At 42.9% G+C, this 26,746-nt stretch carries 22 protein-coding genes; 8 read left to right on the plus strand and 14 right to left on the minus strand.

Annotated features, from left to right (window positions below):
• Positions 1-19: 19 nt before the first annotated feature.
• The 4 genes from LN893_RS10430 to LN893_RS10445 all read right to left on the minus strand — a co-directional run bounded on the left by LN893_RS10430 (position 20) and on the right by LN893_RS10445 (position 4,898).
• The gene (locus LN893_RS10430; protein WP_229969760.1) at positions 20-754 is read right to left on the minus strand and encodes a cytidylyltransferase domain-containing protein; all 735 of its coding nucleotides are present in this window, start codon (positions 752-754) and stop codon (positions 20-22) included.
• Positions 744-1,949, minus strand: a complete 1,206-nt coding sequence (gene pseC, locus LN893_RS10435) for a UDP-4-amino-4,6-dideoxy-N-acetyl-beta-L-altrosamine transaminase (protein ID WP_229969761.1) — start codon at positions 1,947-1,949, stop codon at positions 744-746. The genes LN893_RS10430 and pseC overlap by 11 nt, the downstream gene beginning before the upstream one ends.
• Before the next feature lie 277 nt (positions 1,950-2,226).
• Complete coding sequence (gene pseB / locus LN893_RS10440; RefSeq protein ID WP_229969762.1) at positions 2,227-3,246, minus strand: UDP-N-acetylglucosamine 4,6-dehydratase (inverting); 1,020 nt, start codon at positions 3,244-3,246, stop codon at positions 2,227-2,229.
• 311 nt (positions 3,247-3,557) lie between these two features.
• On the minus strand, positions 3,558-4,898 hold the full coding sequence (locus LN893_RS10445; RefSeq protein ID WP_229969763.1) for a glycosyltransferase family 4 protein: 1,341 nt from the start codon (positions 4,896-4,898) through the stop codon (positions 3,558-3,560).
• 310 nt (positions 4,899-5,208) lie between these two features.
• Here LN893_RS10445 and LN893_RS10450 point away from each other — a divergent pair, with 310 nt between their 5' ends.
• From LN893_RS10450 to ffh, 3 genes are all read left to right on the plus strand, one after another.
• Positions 5,209-8,004, plus strand: a complete 2,796-nt coding sequence (locus LN893_RS10450; protein WP_229969764.1) for a M14 family metallopeptidase — start codon at positions 5,209-5,211, stop codon at positions 8,002-8,004.
• A 278-nt stretch (positions 8,005-8,282) separates the two neighbouring features.
• The gene (locus LN893_RS10455; protein WP_229969765.1) at positions 8,283-8,678 is read left to right on the plus strand and encodes a hypothetical protein; all 396 of its coding nucleotides are present in this window, start codon (positions 8,283-8,285) and stop codon (positions 8,676-8,678) included.
• Between the two features lie 329 nt (positions 8,679-9,007).
• Positions 9,008-10,342: a signal recognition particle protein gene (ffh, locus tag LN893_RS10460; RefSeq protein ID WP_229969766.1), complete on the plus strand. Its 1,335-nt coding sequence runs from the start codon at positions 9,008-9,010 to the stop codon at positions 10,340-10,342.
• A gap of 99 nt (positions 10,343-10,441) precedes the next feature.
• Here the strand turns inward: ffh and LN893_RS10465 are convergent, their stop codons facing one another.
• The 5 genes from LN893_RS10465 to LN893_RS10485 form a co-directional block, all read right to left on the minus strand.
• A complete protein-coding gene (locus tag LN893_RS10465; RefSeq protein ID WP_229969767.1) occupies positions 10,442-12,427 on the minus strand; it encodes a hybrid sensor histidine kinase/response regulator in 1,986 nt (661 codons plus the stop codon).
• 39 nt (positions 12,428-12,466) lie between these two features.
• Positions 12,467-12,880, minus strand: coding sequence for a response regulator (locus LN893_RS10470; protein ID WP_229969768.1), 414 nt, complete (start codon positions 12,878-12,880; stop codon positions 12,467-12,469).
• A 24-nt stretch (positions 12,881-12,904) separates the two neighbouring features.
• Positions 12,905-13,612, minus strand: coding sequence for a sensor histidine kinase (locus LN893_RS10475; RefSeq protein ID WP_229969769.1), 708 nt, complete (start codon positions 13,610-13,612; stop codon positions 12,905-12,907).
• 5 nt (positions 13,613-13,617) lie between these two features.
• Positions 13,618-15,135 carry a sensor histidine kinase gene (locus tag LN893_RS10480; protein WP_229969770.1) on the minus strand — a complete coding sequence of 506 codons (1,518 nt, stop codon included), beginning with the start codon at positions 15,133-15,135 and terminating at the stop codon, positions 13,618-13,620.
• Between the two features lie 126 nt (positions 15,136-15,261).
• The gene (locus LN893_RS10485; protein WP_229969771.1) at positions 15,262-15,732 is read right to left on the minus strand and encodes a nucleoside deaminase; all 471 of its coding nucleotides are present in this window, start codon (positions 15,730-15,732) and stop codon (positions 15,262-15,264) included.
• A gap of 280 nt (positions 15,733-16,012) precedes the next feature.
• On the opposite strand from LN893_RS10485, the gene LN893_RS10490 reads away from it, so the two are divergent.
• Together LN893_RS10490 and LN893_RS10495 are read left to right on the plus strand one after the other, a co-directional pair.
• Positions 16,013-16,336, plus strand: a complete 324-nt coding sequence (locus LN893_RS10490; protein ID WP_229969772.1) for a hypothetical protein — start codon at positions 16,013-16,015, stop codon at positions 16,334-16,336.
• A gap of 395 nt (positions 16,337-16,731) precedes the next feature.
• Complete coding sequence (locus tag LN893_RS10495; protein ID WP_229969773.1) at positions 16,732-17,334, plus strand: hypothetical protein; 603 nt, start codon at positions 16,732-16,734, stop codon at positions 17,332-17,334.
• On the opposite strand, the gene LN893_RS10500 is transcribed toward LN893_RS10495, so the two are convergent.
• A complete protein-coding gene (locus tag LN893_RS10500) occupies positions 17,331-17,954 on the minus strand; it encodes a hypothetical protein (protein ID WP_229969774.1) in 624 nt (207 codons plus the stop codon). The genes LN893_RS10495 and LN893_RS10500 overlap by 4 nt on opposite strands.
• A gap of 109 nt (positions 17,955-18,063) precedes the next feature.
• Between LN893_RS10500 and LN893_RS10505 the strand changes: the two genes are divergently transcribed.
• Entirely contained in the window at positions 18,064-18,945 is an 882-nt protein-coding gene (locus tag LN893_RS10505) for a PhzF family phenazine biosynthesis protein (protein ID WP_229969775.1), read from the plus strand.
• A gap of 159 nt (positions 18,946-19,104) precedes the next feature.
• Positions 19,105-20,745 (plus strand): carboxylesterase/lipase family protein, encoded by a 1,641-nt coding sequence (locus LN893_RS10510; protein ID WP_229969776.1) that lies wholly within the window; start codon positions 19,105-19,107, stop codon positions 20,743-20,745.
• A 123-nt stretch (positions 20,746-20,868) separates the two neighbouring features.
• On the opposite strand, the gene LN893_RS10515 is transcribed toward LN893_RS10510, so the two are convergent.
• The 4 genes from LN893_RS10515 to LN893_RS10530 all read right to left on the minus strand — a co-directional run bounded on the left by LN893_RS10515 (position 20,869) and on the right by LN893_RS10530 (position 25,565).
• Complete coding sequence (locus tag LN893_RS10515) at positions 20,869-21,462, minus strand: super-infection exclusion protein B (RefSeq protein WP_229969777.1); 594 nt, start codon at positions 21,460-21,462, stop codon at positions 20,869-20,871.
• A 135-nt stretch (positions 21,463-21,597) separates the two neighbouring features.
• Positions 21,598-23,169, minus strand: a complete 1,572-nt coding sequence (locus LN893_RS10520) for an amidase family protein (protein ID WP_229969778.1) — start codon at positions 23,167-23,169, stop codon at positions 21,598-21,600.
• A gap of 105 nt (positions 23,170-23,274) precedes the next feature.
• Positions 23,275-24,135 carry a M28 family peptidase gene (locus tag LN893_RS10525; protein ID WP_229969779.1) on the minus strand — a complete coding sequence of 287 codons (861 nt, stop codon included), beginning with the start codon at positions 24,133-24,135 and terminating at the stop codon, positions 23,275-23,277.
• Between the two features lie 113 nt (positions 24,136-24,248).
• Positions 24,249-25,565, minus strand: coding sequence for an NCS2 family permease (locus tag LN893_RS10530; RefSeq protein WP_229969780.1), 1,317 nt, complete (start codon positions 25,563-25,565; stop codon positions 24,249-24,251).
• A gap of 341 nt (positions 25,566-25,906) precedes the next feature.
• Here LN893_RS10530 and LN893_RS10535 point away from each other — a divergent pair, with 341 nt between their 5' ends.
• Positions 25,907-26,671 carry an oxygenase MpaB family protein gene (locus LN893_RS10535; protein ID WP_229969781.1) on the plus strand — a complete coding sequence of 255 codons (765 nt, stop codon included), beginning with the start codon at positions 25,907-25,909 and terminating at the stop codon, positions 26,669-26,671.
• Positions 26,672-26,746: the final 75 nt, after the last annotated feature.

Below are 26,746 nucleotides of genomic sequence, written 5' to 3' on the forward strand. Positions count from 1 at the left end.
TGGTAAAAATGATTTACTCCTACAGTTTTTTCTGCTCGATGTGTGCGTTCAGTTGGACCAGTTCTGGGTGCTGATCTAAAAGCTGGATAAGTTGCTCACTACCTAGTTCAGCTGCGTTAAAGTTATTGATGAGCAACTGAATGAGGTGTAAATCATCCTTCGTGTCTAAGGTGATGCGGTAGTGGCTGGCATCAGTTGCTCGCTTATAGTGCCGAATCTCCACATCACCGCTTTTATTTTGGTTGATGTAAGGCGTTACATGCTCCAGTTCGGCTGGAAGAGTGGCATTTTGAAATGCCTTCTCCAGTAGACTGAAGGAGAAAATCTCAAAATCCATTCCTCTAGGAAATGTACGCTGCAAAGCGTTAGATAAATAAACCTGCTGATTGTTTTCTACGGCGTTATACTGCTTAAGTGCATCCTTTATGATGCTGCCGTCTATAAGAGGACAGTCTGAGGTAACGCGTACAATTATATCCAATTGGTACATCTCAGCGCAGTGGTAATAGCGGCTCAAAACATTTTGCTCATCACCTCTATAGAGATTAATCTGACGAGCTTCGGCAAACGCAGCAATAGGATTGTCAGAGGCATTTGTGGTGGTAGCAATAAAAACATCTAAACCCGCTTCTCGCAGCCTATCTATATGGTGCTGAAGCATTGTTTTGCCGCTTGCTTCTAAGAGCACCTTGCCTGGCAAACGCGTGCTTGTCATTCGCGCTTGCGTAATGACGCCGACTTTTCTATTTGCCATGGCTAACAAACTTTTTCACCTGCTCTATCACATACTGCTGCTCTTCATCCGTCAGTGAAGGGTACATCGGTAAACTGAGACACTCGCTATAGTATGCTTCTGCCACAGGAAAGTCTCCATTCCGGTAACCTTGTTGGCGGTAGTAGGGCATTGTGTGTGAAGGAATATAATGCACCTGAGCAAGAATATTGTGCTCGCGCAGGTAATCGTAAAGCCCCTTACGGTCCTGTATGCGGATAACGTAAAGGTGATAGGCGTGGCCTGTATCACCAGTTTTGCCTAGTACTACACCATTGGTGCTTAATACTTTAACTTCATTGATATCTTCAAAAGCTTCATCGTATATCCTGGCTATTCCTTTTCTTCGGGCCAAACCTGCATCGGCACGAGCTAACTGGGAAAGGCCAAGGGCACAGAGCATATCAGGTATACGGTAATTATAGCCTAGTTCCTGCATCTCCATATACCAACCACCGTGGTTTTCCTCCAACAATTCCGCATCGCGGGTAATGCCGTGGGTACGGTAGAGCAGGAGCTTCTTGTATAGTTCCTCGTTATTTGTCGTTACCATGCCGCCCTCACCCGTGGCAATATGTTTCACTGGGTGAAAAGAAAAGATGGAGAGATCTGCATGTTGTCCGTTGCCGCAAAGCTGTTTGTTGCCCTGGCTGTCGTGGAAGTAGCCACCAGGGGAGTGAGCCGCATCTTCTATAATCCACAAGCCGTACTCATCCGCCAGTTCCCGAAATGCCTCCAGGTTCACAGGATTACCAGCAAAATCGACAGGTATAAGTCCATGAAAATAGCCTTTAGGTTTGCTTTGTAGCAGTGCCCGCACTTTCTCTATATCTAAAAGAGCGGTAGCAGGATCGATATCGGCAAAATAAACAGTACCTCCGCAGTAGCGCACGCAATTGGCAGAGGCCACAAACGTAATGGGTGTCGTAATCACTCTTGTCTCCGCATTCACTCCCAAAGCCATGGTGCATAAGTGCAAGGCAGCGGTGCCATTAGAAACAGCCACCGCATATTTTGCCCCGACATATTTTGCAAAAGCTTGCTCAAACTCCGCCACTTTCGGCCCCTGTGTCAGGTAATCCGACTGAAGTGTTTCTACCACAGCGGCTATGTCCTCTTCTGTAATATGCTGCCTGCCGTAGGGGATGGGAGATTTATGTTCTGAGTTCGATGACATTTTTATGAATGAGAAATTGTGAGTGGCGACACAAGTATGACGGATCAAGATACACGACTTTGTGAAGCTGCCTCTTTAATTTTGATATTGCAGTTGCTGCACAAGTATTCCAACTGTTGGTGAGAGCACACAACAGCGGCGGAGGTAGTGCTGCACCGAGTTATAAATTAGTAACCAAGAATAAAAATGAACAAAAATGAGTGTTTCTAGACTTTATGCAAAGAATGCCACTGCGGCGACACTTCATTCATGATTTCTAATTCATCATTCCCCAATTTTACGCAGTAAAACTTGGGTCTACGTGTTGACGGATCTGCTCACGAAGTTGCTCTACATCAAGCCACTCGGAGTTAGTGCCAGAGTTATACTTGAAGCCCATCTCCACCATTTTACCATTGTGTGCTTGCAGAAAATCTTCTGTCTTCCAAATAGGAGTAGAAGGGAGTATAACATAATATTTCTCCAGCTCCACCGTCATCAGCGAATCAGTTTCTGTAATCATCTCTTCATGTAGCTTCTCGCCTGGTCGAATGCCTACAATCGCCTGGCGGCAGTTCGGGCCTATCGCTTCGGCCATCTCTGTAATGCGGTAAGACGGAATTTTAGGTACAAATATTTCGCCCCCCCAGTGGTTGCCAAGTGCATGGAAAACCATTTCCACACCTTCTTCAAGTGAAATATTAAAGCGTGTCATTTCTGGGTGCGTGATGGGGAGAACACCATCTGACCTTTTCTTCAGGAAGAAAGGAACCACAGATCCGCGTGATCCGATCACATTCCCGTAACGCACAACAGAAAATCGGATGTCACGCCTGCCTTTCATGTTGTTGGCAGCTACAAATAGTTTATCAGAGCATAGTTTCGTGGCACCATAAAGGTTTATTGGAGCCGCCGCTTTATCGGTAGAGAGCGCCACCACTTCCTTCACACCACAGTCAAGGGCCGCATTGATGACATTCTCAGCACCCAAGATATTTGTTTTAATGCACTCCATAGGATTGTACTCTGCCGCAGGAACTTGCTTCAAGGCAGCAGCGTGTACAATTACATCAATGCCTTCGCAGGCTCTTTTAAAGCGATCTCCATCGCGTACATCTCCAATAAAGAAACGAATGGAATTGTACTGGCTGTGTGGAAATACCTGCGACATCTCGAACTGCTTCAGTTCATCGCGGGAGTAAATTACAACCCGTTTAATCTGCGGGAAACGGGCGTACAGCATTTCCACGAATTTTTTTCCGAACGAGCCTGTGCCGCCTGTTATTAAGATAGACTTATGATTTAGGTCTAATGCCATGCTTTTTTTCTTTTGTTCTGTAGGTACGATAAAGTACCCTTTTGTGCTGCAAGATACTTTATTTCGGAACAAGACACACCTTGCATAATATAGACTTTTTATCTGAAGCGGTATTCTGGAAACTGTAGAAGAACAGAGATGACTTTTCCTTGAATGCAAATAGTATAATCAAAACTTGTTGATTAATGTTAGGCAATCAAATAGTCATGATATCAGGAAGTTTACAACGTTTGTTAAATAACCGAAGTGGAGACAAACGTTCTCAATAAATAAGAAAGGTACTTTGGCTTAACCCGAAGTACCTTTCTTATTTATAATGAGCTACTTTGTTTTTCAGAAAGCTGATGAATAACAAACGCCAGTTTTTCCGTCAATACGCGTCTGGAGTACTGGTCATGGTTCATGACTGGCAGGTCTAGGTTCGGATTGATTTTCCAGGCCTTACTGGTTTGTGTCATGTGGTCGAGCATGAGGTCGTAAGCAGAGTAATGGAACAAGCGACCAGCACCACATTCATCAATAATACGATCGGTATCAGAGTGCACGGGGCCCAGGCAAACTATTTGTTTGTTAGAGGCCAGGTATTCAAAAAGCTTTCCTGGCACGTTTGAATAAACAGTTGGCACATCAGGTATAGCCAAAAGCAGGATTGTGGTTTGCATCAAGTACTGTATGGCTTCTTTATGCGGTACATACGGTACAAACTCAGTTATACCAAGCAAGCCAGTTTTTTCAATCCTTTTTCTCACACCCTCAGATACTTTTCCTACAAAACGCAGCTTGTAATTAATTTCGGAATGTACTGACTGCAGGTGTGCAATCACCTTCAAGAACACATCGATATTGTAATTTTCGGCAATAGTGCCCGTGTAGGTAATTAAAAAGGTGTCCTCTGGTGGCGAAGATGGATAAATGAAATCATCTTCATCATACCCATTAGGAATGACATAGATTTTATCGGGGTCTATGTTGATTGGTTTGTTCAGGAAGAGGCGCTTTGTGTCTTCACTCGTAACGACCAAAGCATCCGCTTGCTCCAATACCTGGCGCTCATAGCGCTGGTCGAGGCGCTTAGCTAGTGCAGTGTGGTAAAGCTGATCGTAATAATGAATGTTTGTCCAGGGGTCACGTAAATCGGCTATCCAAGGCAGATTAAACTTCTTCTTGAGTTTTAGCCCAATCAATTGCGTAGAGTGGGGCGGACTTGTGGTCAAAATTGCCTGATACTTACCAGCATCTATCTGTTTTTCTGCTTCTGCCAGCGCATGCTTGTTCCAGCCGACTCTGGCATCAGGGATAAACATATTGCCACGCACAAACTTAAATGCCTTGTCTAAGAGCGAGTCTTTTGATTTCTGATTGGCAAAACCGCTATAAGGAATTTCTTTTTTCCCTGAAAGCTTCTTATAATACTCAAAAGGCTCTGAAGTCGCGGTTTTATGAACCACTAAGTCCTGAGGCACCTCTTTCTCAAAAGAAGGATCGAGTAGGGGATACGAGGCCTGTTTTTCATCTACTGTCAGCACCCCAGGCTGCACACCAAAATAGGGGAAGTATTTACAGAACTTTAGCCCACGCTGCACACCTGGTCCACCAGAAGGAGGCCAGTAATAAGATATATAAAGAAGGTTAACAGAATGCTGATTTTCCAAATCTTAGATTTTACTTTACAATCGAAACAAATATAAGAGTTTTATTACGCTAAAGCGGCGGCTCTGTTCCCTTTAAAGGCTCTATAAGCATTCATTGATTTTAAGATATTGCCTTACTGCTAGAAAATATCATCTAAGTTAGAAAGAGGAGTAATTGTCCAGTATGGATTATTTTCTGGCTCGTCTGAATATATTATTACAGAATTTCTTTATGTTAAAGCTGTAATTGCTACTATAATTTGCTAAGTTTAAAGGTCTAAAGTTTTTATATTAGATACCTTATCACTCTATAACCACTAATCTAAACTTTATGAAGCGTAAGCTTTTCCGCTCACTTGCCCTCCTGCTTTTGCTACAAGCCTCCATTAGCGCTTGGGCACAAGAGCTTCCATCGCCTAAAGAACATTTTGGCTTCGACATCGGCGATGATTATCATCTGGCGAATTATACCCAAACCGAAACCTATTTTAAAAAGCTGGCAGAAGCCTCAGACCGTGTAAAACTGGTTGATATTGGTTTAACGGAAGAAGGAAGGCACCAGTACATGCTAATCGTTTCTTCTCCAAAAAACATAAAACAGCTAGGCCGCTACAAAGAAATTTCGCAGAAGCTGGCCCGTGCCGAAAATCTTACAGACGAACAGGCCCGCGCACTTGCAGTTGAAGGCAAATCTGTGGTTTGGATTGATGGCGGCTTGCATGCTACGGAAACAGTGGGTGCACACCAGTTAATAGAAACTATCTGGCAACTTGTCAGCCGTAAAGACCCTGAAACGCTACGCATTTTAGAGCAAGATATAGTGCTACTAACCCATGCTAACCCAGACGGCCAAGAACTGGTTTCTGACTGGTATATGCGTGAGGCGGATCCTAAGAAGCGCTCCTTTAGCCATCTGCCAAGGCTTTACCAAAAGTATGTGGGCCACGACAACAACCGTGATTTTTATATGATGAACATGAAGGAGTCCCAAAACATCAGCCGCCAGCTGTTTGTTGAGTGGATTCCTCAGATCATGTACAACCACCACCAGCGCGGACCTGCTGGCTCTGTTTTGGCAGGACCTCCATACCGCGATCCTTTCAATTTTGTGTACGACCCGTTGGTAATTACAAGCCTAGATGCTGTTGGGGCGGCCATGAATAACCGTTTGAATGTGGAAGGAAAGCCTGGATATACCCAGCGTGCAGGTTCTTCCTTTTCTACCTGGTGGAACGGCGGTTTACGAACCACTCCTTATTTTCATAACATGATAGGGCTACTAACCGAAATTATTGGTGGTCCAACGCCAGAAGATGTGCCGCTTGTGTCGCAACGACTAATACCTAACGGTGCAACACCAAACCCTGTAGAGCCACAAAAATGGCATTTCAGACAATCTATTGATTATTCTGTGTCTCTTAATTACGCTGTGCTTGATTATGCTGCCCGTTACAGCGACGATTTGCTTTTCAATATTTACCGCATGGGTAAAAACTCAATTGAGAGAGGCAGCAGAGACAATTGGACACTGATGCCGAAAAGGATAGCAGATATGGAGTCGGCTTTCAGAAAAGATCAGGAAGAAAAAGCAAAGTCTGGCGATGGAAACTCATCTCGTAGGAGCAGTGCAATGCCCGCAGAATACTATAGCGAAGTTTTAAAAGATCCTGCACTGCGTGATGCCCGTGGCTACATTCTTCCTTCCGATCAGCCAGACTTTCCTACGGCAGTACGTTTTATAAATGCCCTTATTCATTCGGGTGTATTGGTGCATAAAGCTACTTCCGATTTTACTGTAGCTGGTAAAAAATACCCTGCTGGCTCTTATTTTGTGCAAGCGGCACAGGCGTTCCGACCGCACGTACTCGATATGTTTGAACCACAGGATCACCCGAACGATTTTCAGTTTGAAGGTGGCCCTCCCATCAGACCATATGATGCTGCTGGCTGGACACTTGCTTACCAAATGGGTGTGCAGTTCGACCGTATATTAGAAGGCTTTGACGGGCCATTTGAGCGCGTGGCTTACGGGGAGTTACAGTCGCCTCTTAAAAAGGCAATAGCTTCTAATGCCAAAGCGGGATATGTCATTTCAGGAAGTGCAAACAATGCCTTCATTGCTGTTAACGATTTGTTACAGGCTAAACTAGATGTTTACCGCGTTCAAAAGCCAGGGTCTGGTAAAAGCGGTTCTGCACAGGGAGATTTTTTTGTACCAGCATCAGCTAAAGCGAAAAGCCTTTTAGAGAAATCCGCTGCCAATCTTGGTTTAGAAATCACAGGCGTTTCGAAGCGACCTACTGGTGCCCTAGCCAAGGTAGCACCTATGCGAATCGCCCTGTGGGATACTTACGGTGGATCAATGCAATCGGGGTGGGTACGTTGGATGATGGAGCAGTATAACTTTCCTATAGAAGTAATTTACCCACAGGATATTGATGCTGGCAAACTTCGTAAGAAATATGAAGTAATTGTTTTTGTTACGAGAGCCATTCCGTCTGTAAATAGTGGAGGTAATGGCTACTCCAGCAGAGGCCCTAAACCAGAGGATACTCCGAAAGAATATAGAGGGCATTTGGGGCAGATTACAGCTGAGAAATCTGTACCTGAATTGAAGAAGTTTATGGAGGAAGGTGGTTCGGTTGTCACAATCGGCACCAGCACAAACCTTGCTTATCATTTGGGACTGCCAGTAAAAAACGCTTTAGTGGATATGAGCAGCGAAGGAGAAGAACGACCATTGCCAGGAACAAAATATTATATACCTGGCAGTATTTTGCGCATGAGTTTCGATAACACGCATCCTGCTGCCTGGGGTATGCCTGCCGAGGGCGATGTGTACTTCGATAACAGCCCAGTATTCAAAATTTCACCCGATGCCGTTGCCAAAGGACAGGTTAAGCCGCTTGCCTGGTTCTCTTCAGATAAGCCTCTCAGAAGTGGTTGGGCATGGGGACAGGCTTACCTACAAGATGGTGTTGCTGCCTTTGAGGCTTCGGTAGGAGCAGGCAAGTTATATGCTTTTGGACCTGAGATCACTTTCCGTAGCCAATCCCACGGTACGTTTAAGCTTCTTTTTAACCAATTATACAAGTTACAAGACCCAACTACGGCTAACTTGCAGTAGAAAAGTATTGTTTGTATCAGATACAAGAGCCCCTAGCGTGACAAATTACGCTAGGGGCTCTTGTATGATAGTTTTCTCCTTTTTAAAACAGGATGGTTGGAGAATGCATAAACCTGTAATTCAAAAAGAAAGGAATCTTTTTTAAGCGTAAATGGCTGGAACAGCTTGCGTTAAATATGTAGTTGATGGAGCTACTACGGTATTTAATTTTTAAAGTTGCGTTTCAGGAATTATTATTTTCTTTTTAATGTCATCTTTGCAGAAACAACTTTACTGTAATGATTATAGATAATCCAATAGTCAAACTAGACTACGATATTGCTAAAGATATATTATGCGTAGAGTGGCCTAATGTGCACGATTATTCCATAAGCGAGACGACTTATGTTTTAGATACTATTGTTAGCACCATCAGATACTATGATATAAAAAGTTTACTTACGGACACCAGAAAAGGAATCATTGGAATAACAAGTCAACAATACCTAGAGATCATCTTTAAGTTTGCTCAGGACTTAGCCAAGACGAGAATAGAAAAGCTCGCCAGGGTAGTAACAGAAGAGACGCTGCGGGCGCAGCAAATATCTGAGGTCTCACAAAAGGCAAATTTAACGGTGCCCATTAGAAACTTCTCAGATTTTGATGAAGCGGTGGCGTGGCTTTGCCAGCGATAGCGTTTTCCTTAAACCCTTGTTAAAAGGGTTCTTTTATGCACACGTAACAACTTATGTAAATACAAGGAGGTTAAGGCAATGTTTGTAGCAAAATCTAACTATAAAACATTCCCTTTTAGGCCTTATGTTACATTTTATACTTGTGCTTCCTTTAAAAATATTTCTGAAACCTTCATCAATATTTAGTAGTTTTGTCTTTAAGGATGGACTAATGAATCATTTTGCTCGTGCTAAAGCTCGCTTTATAATGTGCTTTATCTAATGTTTTGAGCTAAGGTAGGAGCCCATCTTATTGATTGCCTGTTTGATAAGTAAATCCAGAACAAGAGATGTTTGATAATTTAAGTAACAATATAGACCGCGCCTTTAAAACGCTGAAAGGGCAGGGAAGCATCACAGAGATAAACGTTGCGCAAACTATAAAGGAGGTACGCCGTGCCCTTGTAGACGCTGACGTTAACTATAAAGTAGCCAAAACTGTAACCGATAAAATCAAAGAAGAGGCCTTAGGTCGCGATGTATTGATAGCGGTATCTCCTGGTCAGTTGATGGTGAAGATCATGCATGAGGAATTGACAGAGCTCATGGGTGGTGAAAAGAAAGAAATCAATATCAAAGGCGATCCGGCAATTATTCTTATTGCTGGTCTGCAGGGTTCTGGTAAAACAACGTTTACTGGCAAGCTGGCCAACCACATCAAAAAGCAAGGTCGCAATGTATTAGTGGCTGCCTGCGATGTTTACCGTCCTGCTGCCATCAACCAGCTACAAGTGCTGGCAGAGCAGGTAGGAGTAGAGGCGTATACTGAACTGGAAAATAAGAATCCAGTGCAGATTGCTTTAAATGCCATTGAGTATGCTAAGAAAAACAACAAGAAAGTAGTCATCATAGATACCGCTGGTCGTTTGGCTGTGGATGAGGCGATGATGAAGGAAATTGCTGAGATTAAAGCAGCCGTTAAGCCTACCGAAACCCTGTTTGTGGTTGACTCTATGACAGGTCAGGATGCGGTTAACACAGCTAAAACCTTCAACGAACGCATCGACTTTGATGGCGTGGTACTTACCAAACTAGATGGTGACTCTCGTGGTGGTGCGGCTCTTTCTATCCGTGCCGTAGTTGAGAAACCTATCAAGTTTATTTCTACTGGTGAGAAAATGGAGGCGCTTGATCTGTTTTATCCTGATCGTATGGCGCAACGTATCTTGGGTATGGGTGACGTTATTTCCTTAGTAGAGCGTGCGCAGCAGGCTTTTGATGAGGATGAGGCGAAGCGCATAAACAAGAAGATCCGCAAAAACCAGTTCAACTTCGATGACTTCCTGACACAACTGGAGCAGATCAAAAAGATGGGCGATATTAAAGACCTTGTAGGTATGATACCTGGTGTAGGCAAGGCTTTGAAAGATGTAGAAATAGATGAGAATGCTTTCAAGCCTATTGAAGCTATCATTAAGTCGATGACGCCGCATGAACGTGAGAACCCAGATGTGATTAGCGGAAGTCGTCGTGCTCGCATTGCTAAGGGTAGCGGTACAGACATCACACAGGTAAACAACCTGATGAAGCAGTTTAATGACATGCGTAAGATGATGCGCTCTATGAATAAGATGTCAGGTAAACGAGGTGGCCTCGGAAACTTGGCAAATTTGATGAAGCGTTAAATTTTAATCTTTCTATAAAAGCAGAAGCCGCTGTACACAAAATGTACTGCGGCTTCTGCTTTTATAGAAACTTTTGTTAATGAATTAGCTGATTCAGAATTATGCAGGCTGCACTACAGATTTATCTTTTAAGAGCGTTAAAATAGCATCATGAAGATCTTCTGGCTCGAAAGGCTTTGAAATATGAGAATTTGCGCCTGCTTCCAGACATTTAGCTATTTCTTCGGCTGCAGCATGGGCTGTAAGCGCAATAATAGGTAAGTTATAACCCGCTTCAGAAGAAGTTCTAATTTTGCCTATAGCCTCATAGCCGTCCATTTCTGGCATTTGCATATCCATCAGTATGATGTCATAGCTTTGCTGGTTGTAATAAGCCAAAGCCTCGACACCGTTGTTAGCTATGTCAACTGTTACGCCCCAATCACTTAGCACCGTGTTAATGAGCAATTGGTTTATTTCATTATCCTCTGCTAGCAGCACACGAAGTGAACCCATGATCGAATCCACAGTACTAGCTGGTGCTTCGCTTTCTGATGAATGGTTACCTGCTGTCATTAGCTGCTTTTTAAATGGAAGTGTAAATGTAAACGTGCTACCTATATTGGGCTGGCTCTTAACAGAAATAAAACCTCCCTGCAACTCTACTAGATCTTTCGAAATAGTTAGTCCTAGTCCTGTGCCGCCGTATTTGCGAGTTGTATCATTGCTGCCCTGGTTAAAGCTTTCGAAAATAGAGCTAAGCTTATCAGCAGGTATACCAATGCCCGTGTCCTCTACTTTAAATTCTAAAAATGCCGCTTCTTCCGTTTCTGTATACATGTGCACGCTCAAGTTTATTTTACCATCTTGCGTAAACTTAATGGCATTCCCGATTAGGTTTAATAGAACCTGTTTTAAACGTAAAGCATCTCCCAGCACTGTTTGTGGCACAGACTGGCTACTGCTATAGGTAAGTGCGTTGTTTTTTTCTTGCGCTTTAGACTCTAATAGAAGAACAGTGTCTTCTGCTAGTTCTTCTATATTCAGTTCTTCCTGATCAAACGTAAGCTTCTTTGCTGAAATTTTTGAAAAATCCAGAAGGTCATTTATAATCACCATCAGGTTATCAGCAGAGGTTTGAATGGCTTTCAGATACTTCTTCTGGTGCAGGTCTAACGTAGTTTTCTGAAGTACATTTGCCAGCCCTAGAATACCGTTCATAGGTGTTCGTATTTCATGGCTCACACTGGCAATAAACTGCTCTTTAACCCTTACAGATTCCTCGGCAATTTCTTTCGCTTTTTCTAGGGCACGTTCGTTTAAAACGCTGTCTGTTATATCGAAAGCAAACCCTGTTATACCTGTAATCTGCTGCTTATCGTCTAGTATAGGTACATAGTGAGACCTGAAGTAAAAGCCTTTATATTCCAGCACACTTTGTATTGTTTCCCCAGAGAACGCACTTTTAAAACGTTGTACAATCGCTGGAGACTCAGCGAAACCTATACTGTAATGCTTTCCAAGCACGTAGGCAGCATCAATACCTACCATTTCAAAAACTTTTCCTTCTGCATAGGTAAGAACACCATTATGGTCTGTGCGCCAGAAGGACATTGGGGAGTTAGAGATGATAAACTCTAGCTGGTACTGTGACGATTTAAACTGTCTTTCTGCCTCCAGGCGGCTCTGCTCCACTTTATGTATACGCAGCGCCGAATTGATGCTGTGGTAAATACCTTCTGGCGTTAGAAAGTTTTTAGGAATATAATCGGCTGCACCAAGTCGTATGGCATTTGCGGCAATACGTTCGTCGCCGTGAGAAGTAACCACCAATATAGGCACAACGATTTCGATCTCCTGCACCTTCTGCAGAAGTTCTAAGCCATCCATATCTGGAAGTTTAAAATCCAGGAAAACGCAGTCAAAAGTTTTCTCCTGCAACATCTGTATGCCTTTGGAGGCTGTGTCGGCAGTGAAAACTTCTGTTAGAAGATCTGTTTTTCTAAGGGATCGCTTTATTGTCATCTGATCGACGTTATCATCGTCAATAATCAGAATCTTAAGAAGACCTAAATTCTCTTCTATTATAGCAGGGTAATTAATCACAGGCAAAAAAAGGTTGTAAGATATAGTATCAGTAAACGGCTATGGGCGTTCACATAATTTCCAGTAGCTGTTCAGCGTAGCTACTGAGCTGATAAACTTTTCGAAAGAAAGTGGCTTTAAGATATAACCAGCTACATTCAGGTTATAGGCTTTAAGCTTGTCAGAATCTTCGTTAGAGGTTGTCATCACAAAGACACTGGCACTCTTTAGCTTTTCGTCATCCCGAACCTCTTTTAGAAATTCTAAACCATTCATCTTTGGCATATTTATATCCAGGATGATGATATGAGGAAAAGGAACTTGCTCGGTACGAAGCATTTCAAGCGCTTCTAAACCGTTGCGGGCTATGAATAACGGATTCGTGATGCTGTTCTTCTTGAATGCGCGCTGCACATTCATAATATCTACTTCATCGTCCTCTACTAACAGGACATTTACCAGCTTTTCTGACATAAAAATCAATTTATACAAAGAATGTTAAAGTGCTTTTGGCCATGTAAAAGTAAGGGTTGTTCCACCCATTTGGTTCTGCATGGCCTCTATTTTTCCTCCAACAAATTGCACAATTTTCTTTGTAATGGCAAGGCCTGCACCACATGTATCAACCGTGTCTTTGGGTGCAACTGTATAAAAAAGCTTAAATATTTTTTTCAAAGCCTCGGCAGGCATCCCCTGTGCATTATCAGCAAATGAGAACCTATAGAAGCCTTCTTCTTCCTTAACTGCTACTTGTATGGTAGTAACAGGCTTTTGGGCAAAGGTGTAGGCATTGCTGATGATATGGGTGAAGACTCTTTCTAATTTTGCACCATATGTTTTAAAGGTTGGCAGGGAAGGCAGTACTTCTAGTGCTACGGCGTCTGGTTTTGGCAGCTTTGCCTTTACTTCTTGCAGGAGCACTGCCGTATCAACTTTGTTTATTTCTAATTCAGACCTGTTCACGCGCGAAAACTGTAATAAAGCTTCGATCATTCGCTCCATGCGCATAGCCCTGTTGCGTAGCAACTGCATATTTTGCTGTACGTCTTCAGGTATTTGGTCTCCCAAATCTTCTTCTATCCACATCGATAGATTATTGATCGCTCTAACAGGAGCTTTTAAATCATGAGAAACAATGTAAGCGAATTCTTCAAAGTCTTGCTTTAGTTGCGCTAGCTCATCTTCTGGTGAAACTATAAAGCCCATGCTGTTTAAACTGCGTTTAGGGTGGAGGAATAACCTGGTTGCTGTGCGGGTACTACTTGCTTAGGCCATGAAAAAGTAAAGCGGCTGCCTTTCCCTTCTTCAGAACTTATAGCAATAGAACCTCTTTTTTCTTCAATCACTTTCTTTACAATTGCCAAACCGATACCAGTGCTTTCTTTGGTGTCACGAGCTTCCATTGTCTGGAACACTCCGAATATCCTGTCATGAAAGGCTTTTGGTATACCTGGTCCATTGTCCTCTACAAAGAACTCATGAAAAGCATCCTGCTCTTTGTAACCTACATTAACTATAGGTTGTGGCTTATCGTTATACTTGATCGCATTGCTGATCAGGTTACTGAAAACCTGGTGCAACAGAATTTTTTCGGTAGTAAGTGTCGGTAATTCTTCAGGTATATTTACTGTTGCTTCCTGATTTGAAACGATGGATTCGGATATCTCATCCAGCAGTTTTGCGACACTAAAGGTAACCTGTGGCAATTCCTTTCGGCCGATTCTGGAATATTCAAGAATTCCGTCAATCAGGTTTCCCATTCTTTTAACACGCCCTTGCATCAAGTCCAGATTTCTGCTGATATCTGGGTCTACATCTGGTAAGTCTTCCTGTATCCATTCGGCTAAGCTGTTAATGGCGCGTAAGGGGGCTTTTAAGTCATGAGAAACAACGTAGGCAAATTGGTCTAGCTCCTTGTTCATTTTCTGCAGATTAGAGAAACTGTTGTTCAGCTTAGTGGCCATAACATTCAGAGATTGTGAAACCTGGCTGATTTCGTCGTCTTTATTATCTATAACGTGCACATTAAAATGCCCTTCTGCCACTTCGCCAGCCATCGTAGCTATTTCCCGAAGTCTTTTGCTTATTGCGTCCCCAAGTACAACAGCTACAATAGTGCCGAGTACCATACACAGAAGAGTAAGCGAAATAGCCAAGTCGTCAGTAAAAACCATAGTCTCGTTCATGTTGAGCAAAAACTGGTTTTTTATCTTTCTTTCCTTTTCCTCAAATTCTTTAATTTTACTTCGGATGCTGTCTATTACTTCTTTGCCTGCCCCTGTTAAAACAAAGTCCTGAAGAAACTGCTCATAGTCAGCTTTGCCAGCCTCAGATTTTAGGGCGCTCCTCTGAAGAGCAACTGAGCGTTCGGCAAAACTCTGCAGCCAATGCTGATAAGTCGAATCTATAGCCTGTAATCTGAGACGTTGCTGTGGATCTTTAACCAGCTTCTGCAGTAAATTTAAGTTTTCCTTGTATTCCTTCAGACCACTATAGTAAGGCTGCAGGAAAACCTCATTATCAGATAGCTGGAAACCACGTATTCCTGTTTCTGTATCTATAATTGCCTTTTCAAGTCCTTCTGCATGTGTCTGCACATCACTTGCTCTTAAAGCTTCCTGTACATCCTTTTCAACATTATCAGACTGCCGCACATACATAAAAGTTACTACCGCGAAGGTTAGTATAATAAACCCGAAAGATAAGTAGATCTTGGTTACAAGCTTCATTGCCTTTGTTGTCAATCCTTCATCTGAGTGAAAATAGCAGATTAGTGCTACTTCTATTTCAGCTATAAGGCCATAAAAAGTGCAATTTAGCTAATTATTTTAAAGGTCAAGTATTTTGTAATATTTTTAGTATTCCATTTTATCGTTTTTCTTTTGCCAAGCCTGAAAAGCAACCAGAGCTTCGTTCCGCAACAGTTGTTCCATCGGAATATGGCGTTCAGGAAGGGGTTTGTCAATCTCGTCGTAGATGAACTGATCGTCGAATCCTATTTGTGCTGCATCCTTTTTGTTATTGCCATAGTACACTTTTCGGAAGCGTGCCCAGTAGATAGCACCCAAACACATAGGGCAAGGCTCGCAACTTGTGTACAATTCGCAATCAGTCAGTTGGTAGGTGCCTAGGTGTTGGCAAGCTTTACGAATGGCGTCTACTTCGGCATGAGCAGTTGGGTCGTTAGAAGCAGTAACGTTGTTGTACCCATAGGCTACTATTTCTCCATTTCTAACTATAACTGCTCCAAAAGGGCCGCCGAAGTCAGCTTCCATCTTTTCTACTGAAAGCTGAATGGCCTTACGCATGAAATCTTCTTTCTCCATTTTTTTATTTTTTAGCCTATGTTAGCGGCTTAGCTTCAAATGTTTCATCGTTAGAACAATATGACAATCCTTTTCTTATTATTTCGTACTTTATACATGAAAATTATACGTATATGATAAAGCTGTTGAGTTAATTCTACTAAAGGTATTTAACGTTTCTTTGTAGAACCAAAGGTTACAACTGTGGCCAAAGAGCAGTGGTTCTGTATTTAAAAGTAAAAAGATACTGTTTGAATACAGGCCTGTTTGATATACTTGTATGAACAACCATTTTTAAGTAATGATAATATTGTTGTTTTTGTGTCTTCAGCTAAATGTTGGTGTAATAGAAACAGAAAATACGAATCCTCTACCAGCTCCACAACCAACATTTTCAATCACTAACGATACTGTTGCTCAGCTTACCAAAGTGTGGGTGCTTCGCAAAAAGCTTCAGCCAACAGATAACGAGCTTAAACCTGTTTATCCTTCAGAAAATATGGAGCTGATTTTTTACCCAGACTATTCCTACACTCTAATTCGACAAAATGAAATGCCAAACGCTGTAAACGGAGAGGAGATAGTAGAAGAGGGGAGATGGGAGATGGGAGCTGAAGGAGGATGAGGACGTAATAGGAGTAACTGTAAGAAGTGTGGACGGAAGATCTATACTCAGCCCTATGATGTACAGGTGGCAAATAGCTGAAATAGGCAGTAAGCAACTTGTTCTAAAACAATATGGACTAGGGCAGCAGTATCTTGTATTTGAAGAGAGAAGCTAAACTTCTACTCTTACAGCCTTATGCAACAGGTGTAATTTTATACCACTATAGAATTGCATTGAGTGCTACTGATTGAGTGCTACTGTTAGATCTGGTTCATTTTAGCTTTCAATGAACTGGGTGGTGTTTATGTACAGTATAAATGCTAGCTCGGTAGCTTAAACATCTTATGGTTTATTGTTTCGTATGGATATCTGTACAACAATTGATCATTTTAAACAAAATGTATATGAAAAGCATGGATAAACTCTGTTGGAGTTTGCTCATTTTAGTTGGAGTAGTTTTTTCAGCTTGTTCTACTACCAGAGAAGCAGACAACGAGGTGAAGGATGAGTTAACGGATTTTAGAAGCTGGATGAATACACAGAGCGGACAGCTAGCAGACAGAACAAAAGAGGACTGGAAGCAGGCTAAGCAGGACTTTCAGCAACGCACAAGCGAACTGGATAGCAAACAAGATAATTTTACGGATGAGCTAAAACAGGAATACCAACAGTTAAAACAAGAGTTCAGAGATATGGATGAGCGCCACGCCAAGATGGTTGAAGCGAACAGCCAGTCTGCCTGGGAAAAGAACTTGCTTGGGCGCTATGCCGACTTTGACAGTATTCTTCAGGAAAATGTGCGGGACGCTTATGTTGTCTTTATCGAAAACGTTCGGCAGCAGCGAGGCACCTGGGACAACGATGATTGGAAGATGGCCAAAAAGGTAATGGAAAAACTCAATTCCCGTAAAGATGAAGTGAACGATGGCTTGGCTACAGAAGACGAAATTAAAATTAAAGCCTTGCAAATGGAATTCAGGACGCTGGAAAATGCTGCTGATGTAGGAATAAATTAGACAATTATTCTGCCTTCTCTGGAATCGCCATATAGTATAGATATACCCTGCATGTGTCTGAAACCGCTATACCAGGCAAGCAGGGCATCGAATTGGTGCCAGTTCTGAGGAATAGTAGTAAGATTATAAGGTAAAAGGCCATGCAGCGCTTCTACATAAAGAGGCAAAGCTGCAAGGCTTTTTTTATAGCCTGTAAGCTCTGCAAAAAGTAGTTTATTAAGGGCGGCAGGATAAGCCTCCAACATGCCGATTCCTTTTGTTGCTAATTCTGTTCTCAGTTTTATAGCTCTGGCCGTAAGTCCTCCAATAAACATAGGCGACATGGCACCTACTTCAATGTCGCAAACACGATAAAAGAAGTTACTTTCAGGTAATGCTGGCTCCTGAAAGTAAGCTTTAGGCAAAGTGAGCGGAGCATCTATAAAAATCAGTTTAGAGTTGTACTTAGTTATTTGCTGCAATACCCACAAGTCGGCATCTGCTCCCTTAGAACTTTGCTCCACATAAAGTTTTTCTTCCGAAAGGTGCGCTATAGCTGTAGTACCAGCCGTTTTAGAACCATAATCTATTCCAATATGTGTCGAAGGAGCCTGCATCTTCTTAACTTTTAATTTCTTCACACTACGAACCTTTTGAGGTTATAGGTATTTAAAAGAACACGAAGTATAAAGTTTGGCTGTAAGCTGCCGTATCATTACTTTAGCTCTAAGCAACGACAATTAAAGAGAAATGAAGGCACAGGATATCCCAGCACTTTATCTGGTTAAAGCATTTACAGATTCTGCCGTAGGCGGAAACGCAGCAGGAGTAGTGCTAAATGCTGATAAACTAACTAAAGATCGAAAACAATCTATAGCAGCTAATCTGGGTCTTTCTGAAACTGCTTTTGTGTCTGCTTCTGAGGTTGGTGATGTGAAAGTGGAGTTCTTTACCCCAAACCGCCAAATACCGCATTGCGGACATGCGACCGTGGCCACATTTGGTCTACTATTGCACCAAGGTTTAGTTAAAGGAAAGAAAGCTATCAAAGAATCGATTGAAGGCCCACGACAAATTATGTTTGAAAATGGAAAAATTTTCCAATCGCAGTTAGCACCTAACTATACAGCACTTTCTGAAACAACTGTAACGCAAGCTGAAATTGCGGTTTCGTTAGGTCTACCAGAAGACTATTCTTTCTCCGCGACGCCAATGGTGGCAAACACAGGCGTTTCTTTTTTGCTTGTGCCAGTAGAAGGGGAGCAACAATTAAGAGCACTTGTTCCTGATCAGGAAAAAATAAAAGCCATTTCCGATCACCTGGACCTCGTGGGTTATTACGTTTTCACCACTGATCTGACACATGCTGATGCTACTGCCAGAATGTTTGCACCGAGCTATGGCATTCCTGAAGAGTCGGCAACAGGAATGGCCGCTGGTCCTCTGGCTTGTTACCTTCATGATTATGCAGGATTCTCTAAGACAAAATTTCTGATCCAGCAGGGCTACCTGATGCAGCCTTCATCTCCTAGCCAGATTGAAGTAACTTTGGATGTAGATGCTAATGAGAATATAATTGGGTTACGTGCTGGTGGTTATGCTTTTGTGGTGGAGCAGCTTATGTTGGAGTAGAAGGAAGAGAGGCCTCGGTTTAATCTTGTTGCTAATCTGTTTTTTAAAAACGTTTTTATGTTTATCACGTACTGCGACATCAATTAATCCTGTGCTAGTACAGCTGCCTTGTTTGTGCCAGCTGCCTACCTTTTGCTAACTATCATCTCTTTTTAACCCATGAAAAAGCTTCTTTTTCTTCTACTGCTTAGTGCCCAAACAGCGGTTATTGCAGTAGCCCAATCTAACAGAGCTTCCTCTACAAGCGCAAATCGAGTAAAGATAATCAACGGTATTTTAGAAGGAACTACAGAAAAAAGTGGTGTTCGCACCTTCAAAGGTATTCCTTTTGCTGCTGCTCCTGTGGGTGCGTTGCGTTGGAGGGAACCTCATCCAGTAAAAAACTGGAGTGGTGTGCGCAAAGCAGATAAGTTTGGTCCTAGAGCCATGCAGCGCGATATATTTGGTGACATGAACTTTAGGGCTGATGGCATGAGCGAAGACTGCCTTTACCTTAACGTCTGGACTCCTGCCAAAACAAACAAAGAACGCTTACCTGTGCTCGTGTACTTTTATGGTGGTGGTTTTATGGCTGGCGATGGTTCTGAGCCACGATATGACGGTGAAAGTATGGCACAAAAGGGTATTGTAACCCTGACGGTAAACTACAGACTCGGCGTGTACGGTTTCTTTGCGCATCCTGAATTAACAGAAGAATCTCCTAATAACGCGTCAGGTAACTATGGCTTGATGGATCAGGCGGCTGCTTTACAATGGGTAAAACAGAATATAGCTGCATTTGGCGGTGATCCCGAGAAAGTAACTATAGCTGGAGAGTCGGCTGGTTCATTTTCGGTCAGTGCGCAAATGGCTTCTCCTTTATCTAAAAAGTTGATAGCCGGTGCTATTGGGGAAAGTGGTTCGCTACTCTCTTTGCAGCCCCTAACATCTTTAGAGCAGGCAGAAGAGATTGGAGTTAAGTTTGCAAACATGGTCAGAGCTAATTCTCTAAAAGCCTTACGGGCTATGCCTGCTAAGCAATTATTGGAGGCAACAGCTAATCCAGAAGCCCCCCGCTTCTCAGCTATAGTAGACGGTTACTTTTTACCGAAATCTCCTGAGGCCATATTTCAGGCTGGAGAACAAGCGCAGGTGCCTTTGTTAGCTGGCTGGAATTCTGAAGAAATGAATTATAGAGCGCTGATGGGCCAGCTCCAACCGACACCAGAGAACTACAAAAAGACAGTTCAGAACCTGTACGGCAACAAAGCTGATGAGGCCCTACGTCTTTATCCAGGATCAACAGAAGAAGAAGTAATACAGTCTGCGACTGATTTGGCAGGAGATCGTTTTATTGGGTACAGTACCTGGAAATTGATTGATATGCATGCTAAAACCAGCAATAAGCCTGTTTTCCGCTACTACTATACACGCCCACGACCAGCCATGGTGCCAGAAATGGGTGATGCAGCACCTGGTCTTGCCGGTGGAGTCGTGCGCGGCAATGATCCATCCGCTGTTAAAATAGCGCCTTCGCAAGGAGCAGTACATTCAGCAGAAATAGAGTATGCCATGGGTAATCTGTCTTCGAACAAGGTTTACGCATGGACTCCCGACGATTATAAAGTGTCGCAGGTAATGCAGGACTACTTTGCAAATTTCATCAAAACAATAAATCCTAATGGTGCAGGTCTGCCTCAATGGCCAGCAGCTAACACTGGTGACAAAGTACAGGTGATGCATATTGATGTGAAATCCGAAGTTAAACCAGACGAAACAAGAGATCGCTACCTTTTCCTCGAAAGTGCAACAGGTAAATAAGAGAAAGAGTGTTCAACTTTACTAGCTGCGTTGATTAATATGATGAGTAGAGGCGAAACTTTGGGAATATGTATCTCAGAGCTTCGCCTCATTTTTTTTTCTACTTTCTGATTTGGAGAAGCACTAACTCATGAGGTTATCCAGCCTTTGTGCCCACTCGGGGCGGGAACTGAGAATGATAATTTTATCTGCTTCAGTAGGCTTTAAGGGTAAGTCAACATCACCTATAGTCAGCATTTCCGCTGCGTATTTATTTACCGACATCGGAAAGAACATGCCGACAATAAAAGTGCTCTCTCCAATTTGAGAGTTGATTTCTAAAATTTGCTTGTTTAGTAAGCCCGCAACAACAGGGTCATCTATTGGCATTTTAAGCGAGCTTTGCCCATTTATGCTAAACTCCCGCATAACGGCTTTTTCTTTCGCATCTAGCCTCTTTATCTCTTTTTGGAGATCTTTCTTTAGCTGCTTTACCTTAAAGCTGTTTCTAATTGCTTTGATCAGCCATATTACAAAGTTTACAACTATAACTCCTGCGGAAAAAAGAAACAGGCTGCCTACATAAGTGCCATAGGTTTCTAGTATAGGTGCTAAGTTAAGAGCTTGTAGTTGCGCCTCTTTCGCAAAGAGTAGAAAGCCAGTGATAACTGCAAGAAGAAGAAATATCTTAGTAGGCAGCTTAGTTACATCAAAGAATGACTTTACATGAGTCTTCACTTCCTTATCTATTTAGTTCTGTCTATTTTCTTATCAATTCATACATTCAGCTCTATGTTATTTACAGTTGTAAAATTTATTAGTTGTATAGTTACCTAAATTGCAGAAAATGTTTCTGTTTTTTCTGAGATTATACTATTTCTGCTCACTAAATTTAGCACAAGGCACTCTGTGCCTTGTGCCTTGCTCATAAGAGTAAGTTAGTTTTATCAATGTCGGCTCATCAAACATGCCTCCTAAAAACTGTAGGCCAGCAGGGAGGTTATTATATGTGAAACCCATCGGCACCGTGAAGGCAGGCAAACCTGTGTGCGGTGCTATTATCTGACTGTTGTCGCCTTTGTAACCTTTAAAATCACCAACTTTAGCTGGCGGATTGTTCCAGGTTGGGTAAACGATAGCATCTACCTTATACTTTTGCATAGCAGCTACAACAGCCTCTCTGAATGCTATTCTCTTTTTATCGTGGAAAGCGTCGGAGCAGGTCGTGCCGCCTTCTTCGGGAGCATCGTTTTGGTTTAAGTGATATTTTAAATTTTCTTCTATGTAAGGAGAATACTTACCTGAAGCCACAATTTCCTGTAGGTTCTTAACTGGCACATTCTCGCCTAATGAAGATAAGTATGCGTTTATGTCATGCTGAAATACCGAACACCATTGGTCTTTGCTCAGGCTATCAAAGTTGGTTACTTCGAATGGATCTACCACTTCGGCGCCTAAATTTTTAAGATCGGCAATTGCCTGCTCAAACAAAGCCTTCACCTGTGGATCAGGGTTTCTTTCGCTTAACGTTCTGAATATACCGATACGTGCCCCTTTCAGTCCGTTCTTGTCAAGGTACTGTAGGTAGTTATCAGGTACTTTTCCCTGACTATGAATAGTTAAAGGATCTGCTGGGTCGTAACCTGCTATCACTTCTAATATGCGTGTAGCATCTTCCACGGTTCTGGCAATAGGGCCGCCAACATCGTTTCGTAGGTAAAGCGGTGCTATACCATGGCGGCTGGTTAAGCCAAGCGTTGAACGGAAGCCAACGAGAGCGTTGTGCGAAGAGGGGCCTCGGATAGAATTGCCTGTGTCGGTGCCTAAACCCACCGTACCCATGTTAGCGGCTACAGCTGCTGCCGTACCTCCACTAGAGCCTGCAGGCACATGTTCTAAATTGTATGGGTTCAGTGTTTCGCCTGCTATAGAACTAATGGTAACCATAGGGCTGAATGCCCACTCCGCCATGTTAGACTTTGCCAGTATCAGCGCACCTGCTTCTTTTAGCACATGCACTTGGTAAGCATCTTCAGACGGCTCAAAACCTTTTAGAGCCAGTGAACCAGCGGTGGTTTGAAGGCCCTTGGTATTATAGTTATCCTTTACGATGAGCGGTACGCAGTGCAGCTTACGTAGCTTTTTTGTTCTCTTGTACTCCTCATCCAGTTCCCTTGCTATCTGCAAGGCCTCTGGGTTAGTAAGCACAATGGCATTCAGTTTTGTGGGTTGGTCATACTTCTCTATGCGCTGCAGGTAAGATGAAACCAGCTGCTCACAACTACAGCTGCCTTGCTCAAAAGCTGCATGTATCTCGGCAATGGTGGCTTCCTCTACTTTAAATACCTTTGTTGCTGTATCGCTTTTTGTGGTTTTGTTGGAACAATTCGATAGCAGGAGTAGGCAGCATAAATTCCATAGGGCAGCAGTTAAGGTGTTGCGCATGTGTTGGTGTCAGTATCTTTTTCTGTTGAGATTTTAAATTATGAATAATATTCGAATTCTCTACTATTGATGCGCAAAAGCACCAGAGACTTTAATTATTGAAAACTACATTTTGGTGATGCCTCTGTAGGCGCTATTGACTACCTCTGTTATTTTTTCAAAGTCGAGGGTGTCAATCGTGTCTCCTTTGGTGTGGTAGTTAGGGTTTCGGATAAAGGAAGAGTCGTTTATCATGAGCGCGTTATAGCCGAACTCGCAGTAGTTGCGCTGATCAGACAATCCTGCCAGTCCAGCACTAGCAGGAAAACTAATTACCTGTACATCTATAGCTGAGTCTGCTGCCATAAGCGCATGGAACTTTTCGTTGAATGCAGCATACTTTTCGATGCCTACTACAATAATAAAGTTCGCCGTGTGTGGGTATAGTTTTGCCAGTTCAGGAGAAGGAAAAGATTGAGATTCTGGCTCATCTGAAAAATAGCCGATCATCTCCAGGCATATCATCCCTATTACATCCGCTTTGGCATCATGCAATGATTTGGCGTGTACATAGCTTCCCATCTGCTTAGTGGCAAAATAAGGCGGCTCTTCTAAGCAGTATGCCACAAAATCAATCCGATAATCGAGTTCAGGCTGTTGTGCGAAAACTAATCGGGCCAGTTCCAGCATACCAGCTACCGCACTGGCATTGTCATCAGCACCAGGCTGCTCACCGCATACATCGTAATGTGCCCCCACAACCAACCTGTGAGATTTGTCAGAGTTATAAGATGTAATGATGTTTTTATACTTATTTCCGTCTGCTATCCAGGATTGTACTTCGGGTTTGCCGCCAGCTTTCTCAAACTCTTCCGCTATATAATTCGCCACTTTTTCCAAAGATTCTAAGTGTCTGTAGCTTCTTGGGGGATTGACAGATGTCATAAACTCAACATCCTTGTATAGTTGCTCTGTGCTTGCTTTCATGCTGCTAGTGGTTTAACGTCGACTTTTCTATTCCTTACTATTAGTTTTCAGAAGGCATAGTAAAATGTTTTACGGCAAATTGCAGCAGAGGTGTTCTATTAGCTAGCTGCTCGTTAGGCAAGTACCAGCGACAGAATGGCAAAGGCATTTATTACCCATAGAGCAAGGCTGATTTCATGGTGTTTTCCCATGGCTAGTTTTAGTGCAGTCCAGCTCAGGAAGCCCCAGATGATGCCTTGGGTTATGGAATAAGTGAAGGGGATGAGCACCATAGCAAGAAAAGCAGGAATGGCTTCGTCGAGTTGTAGCCAATTGATTTTAACAACAGGCCTTACCATGAAAGCACCGACAAGCACCAAAGCTGGTGCTGTGGCAATAGCAGGTACTACCGATAACAACGGTGCCAGAAACAGGAAGGGCAGAAACAGTACAGCGCCCACCACAGCCGTAAGCCCTGTACGGCCTCCTGCCTCTATGCCTACTGCCGATTCGATATACGCAGTACCTGGGCTAGAACCAATCAAACCAGCCAGGGTGGTGGCAAAAGCATCAGTGGTAAGAGAATTTCTAACATGCTTTGGTTCTCCTTTTTCATCCAGCAGGTTAGCTGCCTCTGCAAGTCCTATAAAGGTGGAGAGGCTGTCGAACATGTCGGTAAACACAAAGGCAAAAATGACAGGAAACACAGAGAGCTGGAAAGAGTTTACGAGGTCCAGTTGGAGGAGGAGACTAAAGTCTGGGGCAGCGAAAACCCCCTGCCAGTTTATAAGAGGAACGATGCCTGTGGCTGTTTCGCCTCCCCACCAACGGCCAATAGGATAAGCTGCCAGCGTAGTAAATAAAATACCAAAAAGAATGGCTCCTTTTACACCTCGGGCAAGTAACACAGCCGTTAGCAGTAGGCCAGCCAGAAAGGTAAGCAAGGTTGGGTTAAGAGGACTTAAGCCAACGATGGTAGCAGGATTAGCTACTATAAAGCCTGCATTGGCAAAACCGATCAAGGTAATAAATAAGCCGATACCAGTTGCAATGGCATAGCGGAGGGGACGCGGAATGGCCTGCACTATGAGGGCTCTGATATTGAACAGTGAAAGCAGCAGGAAAATAATGCCAGACCAAAACACAGCCCCTAACGCTACCTGCCAGGTTATTCCCATACCGATAACAGCTGAAAACGTGAAAAAGGCATTCAACCCCATACCTGGTGCCACCATAATAGGGTTACGGGCATAGAGGCCCATCATCAGGCTACTGAAGAAGCTAACCAAAACTGTGGCTGTAAGCACTCCAGAAAAAGGCATCCCTGCTTGGCTTAACACACTAGGATTTACAACAATAATGTAAGAAGTTGCCAGAAAAGAAGATACTCCTGCTAAGACTTCTGTGTAAAAGGTGGTGCCGTTTTTCCTCAGTTCAAAATAAGACTCCATTCTTGCTGTGTTGAATTCGTTGCGAAATGAAAGCTAAAGATACACTAATAGGTAAAGAAAGTCATAATACGAGAGCCGTGCCGATGGGTACTGAAGCTTCAGAAAGGATAATGGCGCAGTGGTTATGAAATTAATAGTTTAAGTATCAGATGGCTATAGTGTCTGTGCGGTATAATAAGCTAGTGACTTTAGGATAAGCATTTGTATCAGATGCAGCCTTATAGCCGTTTTTATAGTTGTTGCATGCTGCTTTTGAAGCTTGTGCAAAAGCGTTAAATACATTTAAGCTTTTTTCTGATGCTGAATCTGCACATTTGGTTGTGCTTTTGTGTTCTTATACTATGGAATATTTTGTAGACAAAGGATCTATTGTGAGGAAGATATGGGGGAAGGGCGATACCATCCTTTTCATATTTGCAGGAGCCTCTGCTGAGTTTGCCCTTAATAAAGCGGTAGATTGGTTATATTTTACGGGGCGCCTTCCGGCAGATCCATTAGGAAGGCTTTTTTCTACAGTTTCGTATGCCAGGCAAATCGTGTTTTCTGAAAAGCAAGCTGCTTGGAAGGCTATAGATACAATGGCTGCTATACATGGAGCAGTAGAAGCAAAGCGTAGTGCCCGTATACCTGATTGGGCCTACCGCGGTGTGCTTTTCATGCTAATAGACTATTCTATTCGTTCTTACGAAGTGTTGGAGCGAAAGCTGACGAAAACAGAGAAGCAGGAGGTGTTCTATGTTTTCAATAGGGTAGGCAGCCGAATGGGTATAAATGGACTTCCAGAATCTTTTGATGCATGGGTAAAAATGCGAAAGGAACACTTGCAGCAGGACCTGGTAAAGAGCTTGCATACAGAGGATTTGTTCAGGCAGTATCGGAAGCACTTAGGCCCTATACGCTACAGACTTTTAATTGAAGGACAGACACTCATAGCACCTGGCAAAGTGAAAAAACTACTGGGTTTCCGCAAAATATCGCTCCTGAAGCCAGTGCTTTCCGTTTATAAACTGAGCAGAAACATGAATGCTGATTGGCTGCTAAAGGCAATGATTTTGCCGCCAGCTTATAAATCAGAAATAAAAGCACTGGATAATATTCCTGCTTAAAAGAGGCCACTGCTGTTTAGTTAGTAGTGGCCTTTATGTATCGTCACTTAAATATGAACGATGTAGTGAGTTTAA

Source organism: Pontibacter harenae, assembly GCF_020907245.1.
Lineage (GTDB): Bacteria > Bacteroidota > Bacteroidia > Cytophagales > Hymenobacteraceae > Pontibacter > Pontibacter harenae.

Bases quoted from the DNA above. Each gene is read 5' to 3' on its own strand.
- LN893_RS10495 (WP_229969773.1), top strand. From the start codon at position 16,732: ATGGATAAACTCTGTTGGAGTTTGCTCATTTTAGTTGGAGTAGTTTTT.
- LN893_RS10455 (WP_229969765.1), top strand. From the start codon at position 8,283: ATGATTATAGATAATCCAATAGTCAAACTAGACTACGATATTGCTAAA.
- pseC (WP_229969761.1), bottom strand. From the start codon at position 1,949: ATGTCATCGAACTCAGAACATAAATCTCCCATCCCCTACGGCAGGCAG.
- LN893_RS10535 (WP_229969781.1), top strand. From the start codon at position 25,907: ATGGAATATTTTGTAGACAAAGGATCTATTGTGAGGAAGATATGGGGG.
- LN893_RS10475 (WP_229969769.1), bottom strand. From the start codon at position 13,612: ATGGGCTTTATAGTTTCACCAGAAGATGAGCTAGCGCAACTAAAGCAA.
- LN893_RS10520 (WP_229969778.1), bottom strand. From the start codon at position 23,169: ATGCGCAACACCTTAACTGCTGCCCTATGGAATTTATGCTGCCTACTC.
- LN893_RS10505 (WP_229969775.1), top strand. From the start codon at position 18,064: ATGAAGGCACAGGATATCCCAGCACTTTATCTGGTTAAAGCATTTACA.
- LN893_RS10470 (WP_229969768.1), bottom strand. From the start codon at position 12,880: ATGTCAGAAAAGCTGGTAAATGTCCTGTTAGTAGAGGACGATGAAGTA.
- LN893_RS10530 (WP_229969780.1), bottom strand. From the start codon at position 25,565: ATGGAGTCTTATTTTGAACTGAGGAAAAACGGCACCACCTTTTACACA.
- LN893_RS10485 (WP_229969771.1), bottom strand. From the start codon at position 15,732: ATGGAGAAAGAAGATTTCATGCGTAAGGCCATTCAGCTTTCAGTAGAA.
- LN893_RS10525 (WP_229969779.1), bottom strand. From the start codon at position 24,135: ATGAAAGCAAGCACAGAGCAACTATACAAGGATGTTGAGTTTATGACA.
- LN893_RS10430 (WP_229969760.1), bottom strand. From the start codon at position 754: ATGGCAAATAGAAAAGTCGGCGTCATTACGCAAGCGCGAATGACAAGC.
- ffh (WP_229969766.1), top strand. From the start codon at position 9,008: ATGTTTGATAATTTAAGTAACAATATAGACCGCGCCTTTAAAACGCTG.
- LN893_RS10510 (WP_229969776.1), top strand. From the start codon at position 19,105: ATGAAAAAGCTTCTTTTTCTTCTACTGCTTAGTGCCCAAACAGCGGTT.
- LN893_RS10480 (WP_229969770.1), bottom strand. From the start codon at position 15,135: ATGAAGCTTGTAACCAAGATCTACTTATCTTTCGGGTTTATTATACTA.
- LN893_RS10450 (WP_229969764.1), top strand. From the start codon at position 5,209: ATGAAGCGTAAGCTTTTCCGCTCACTTGCCCTCCTGCTTTTGCTACAA.
- LN893_RS10490 (WP_229969772.1), top strand. From the start codon at position 16,013: ATGATAATATTGTTGTTTTTGTGTCTTCAGCTAAATGTTGGTGTAATA.
- pseB (WP_229969762.1), bottom strand. From the start codon at position 3,246: ATGGCATTAGACCTAAATCATAAGTCTATCTTAATAACAGGCGGCACA.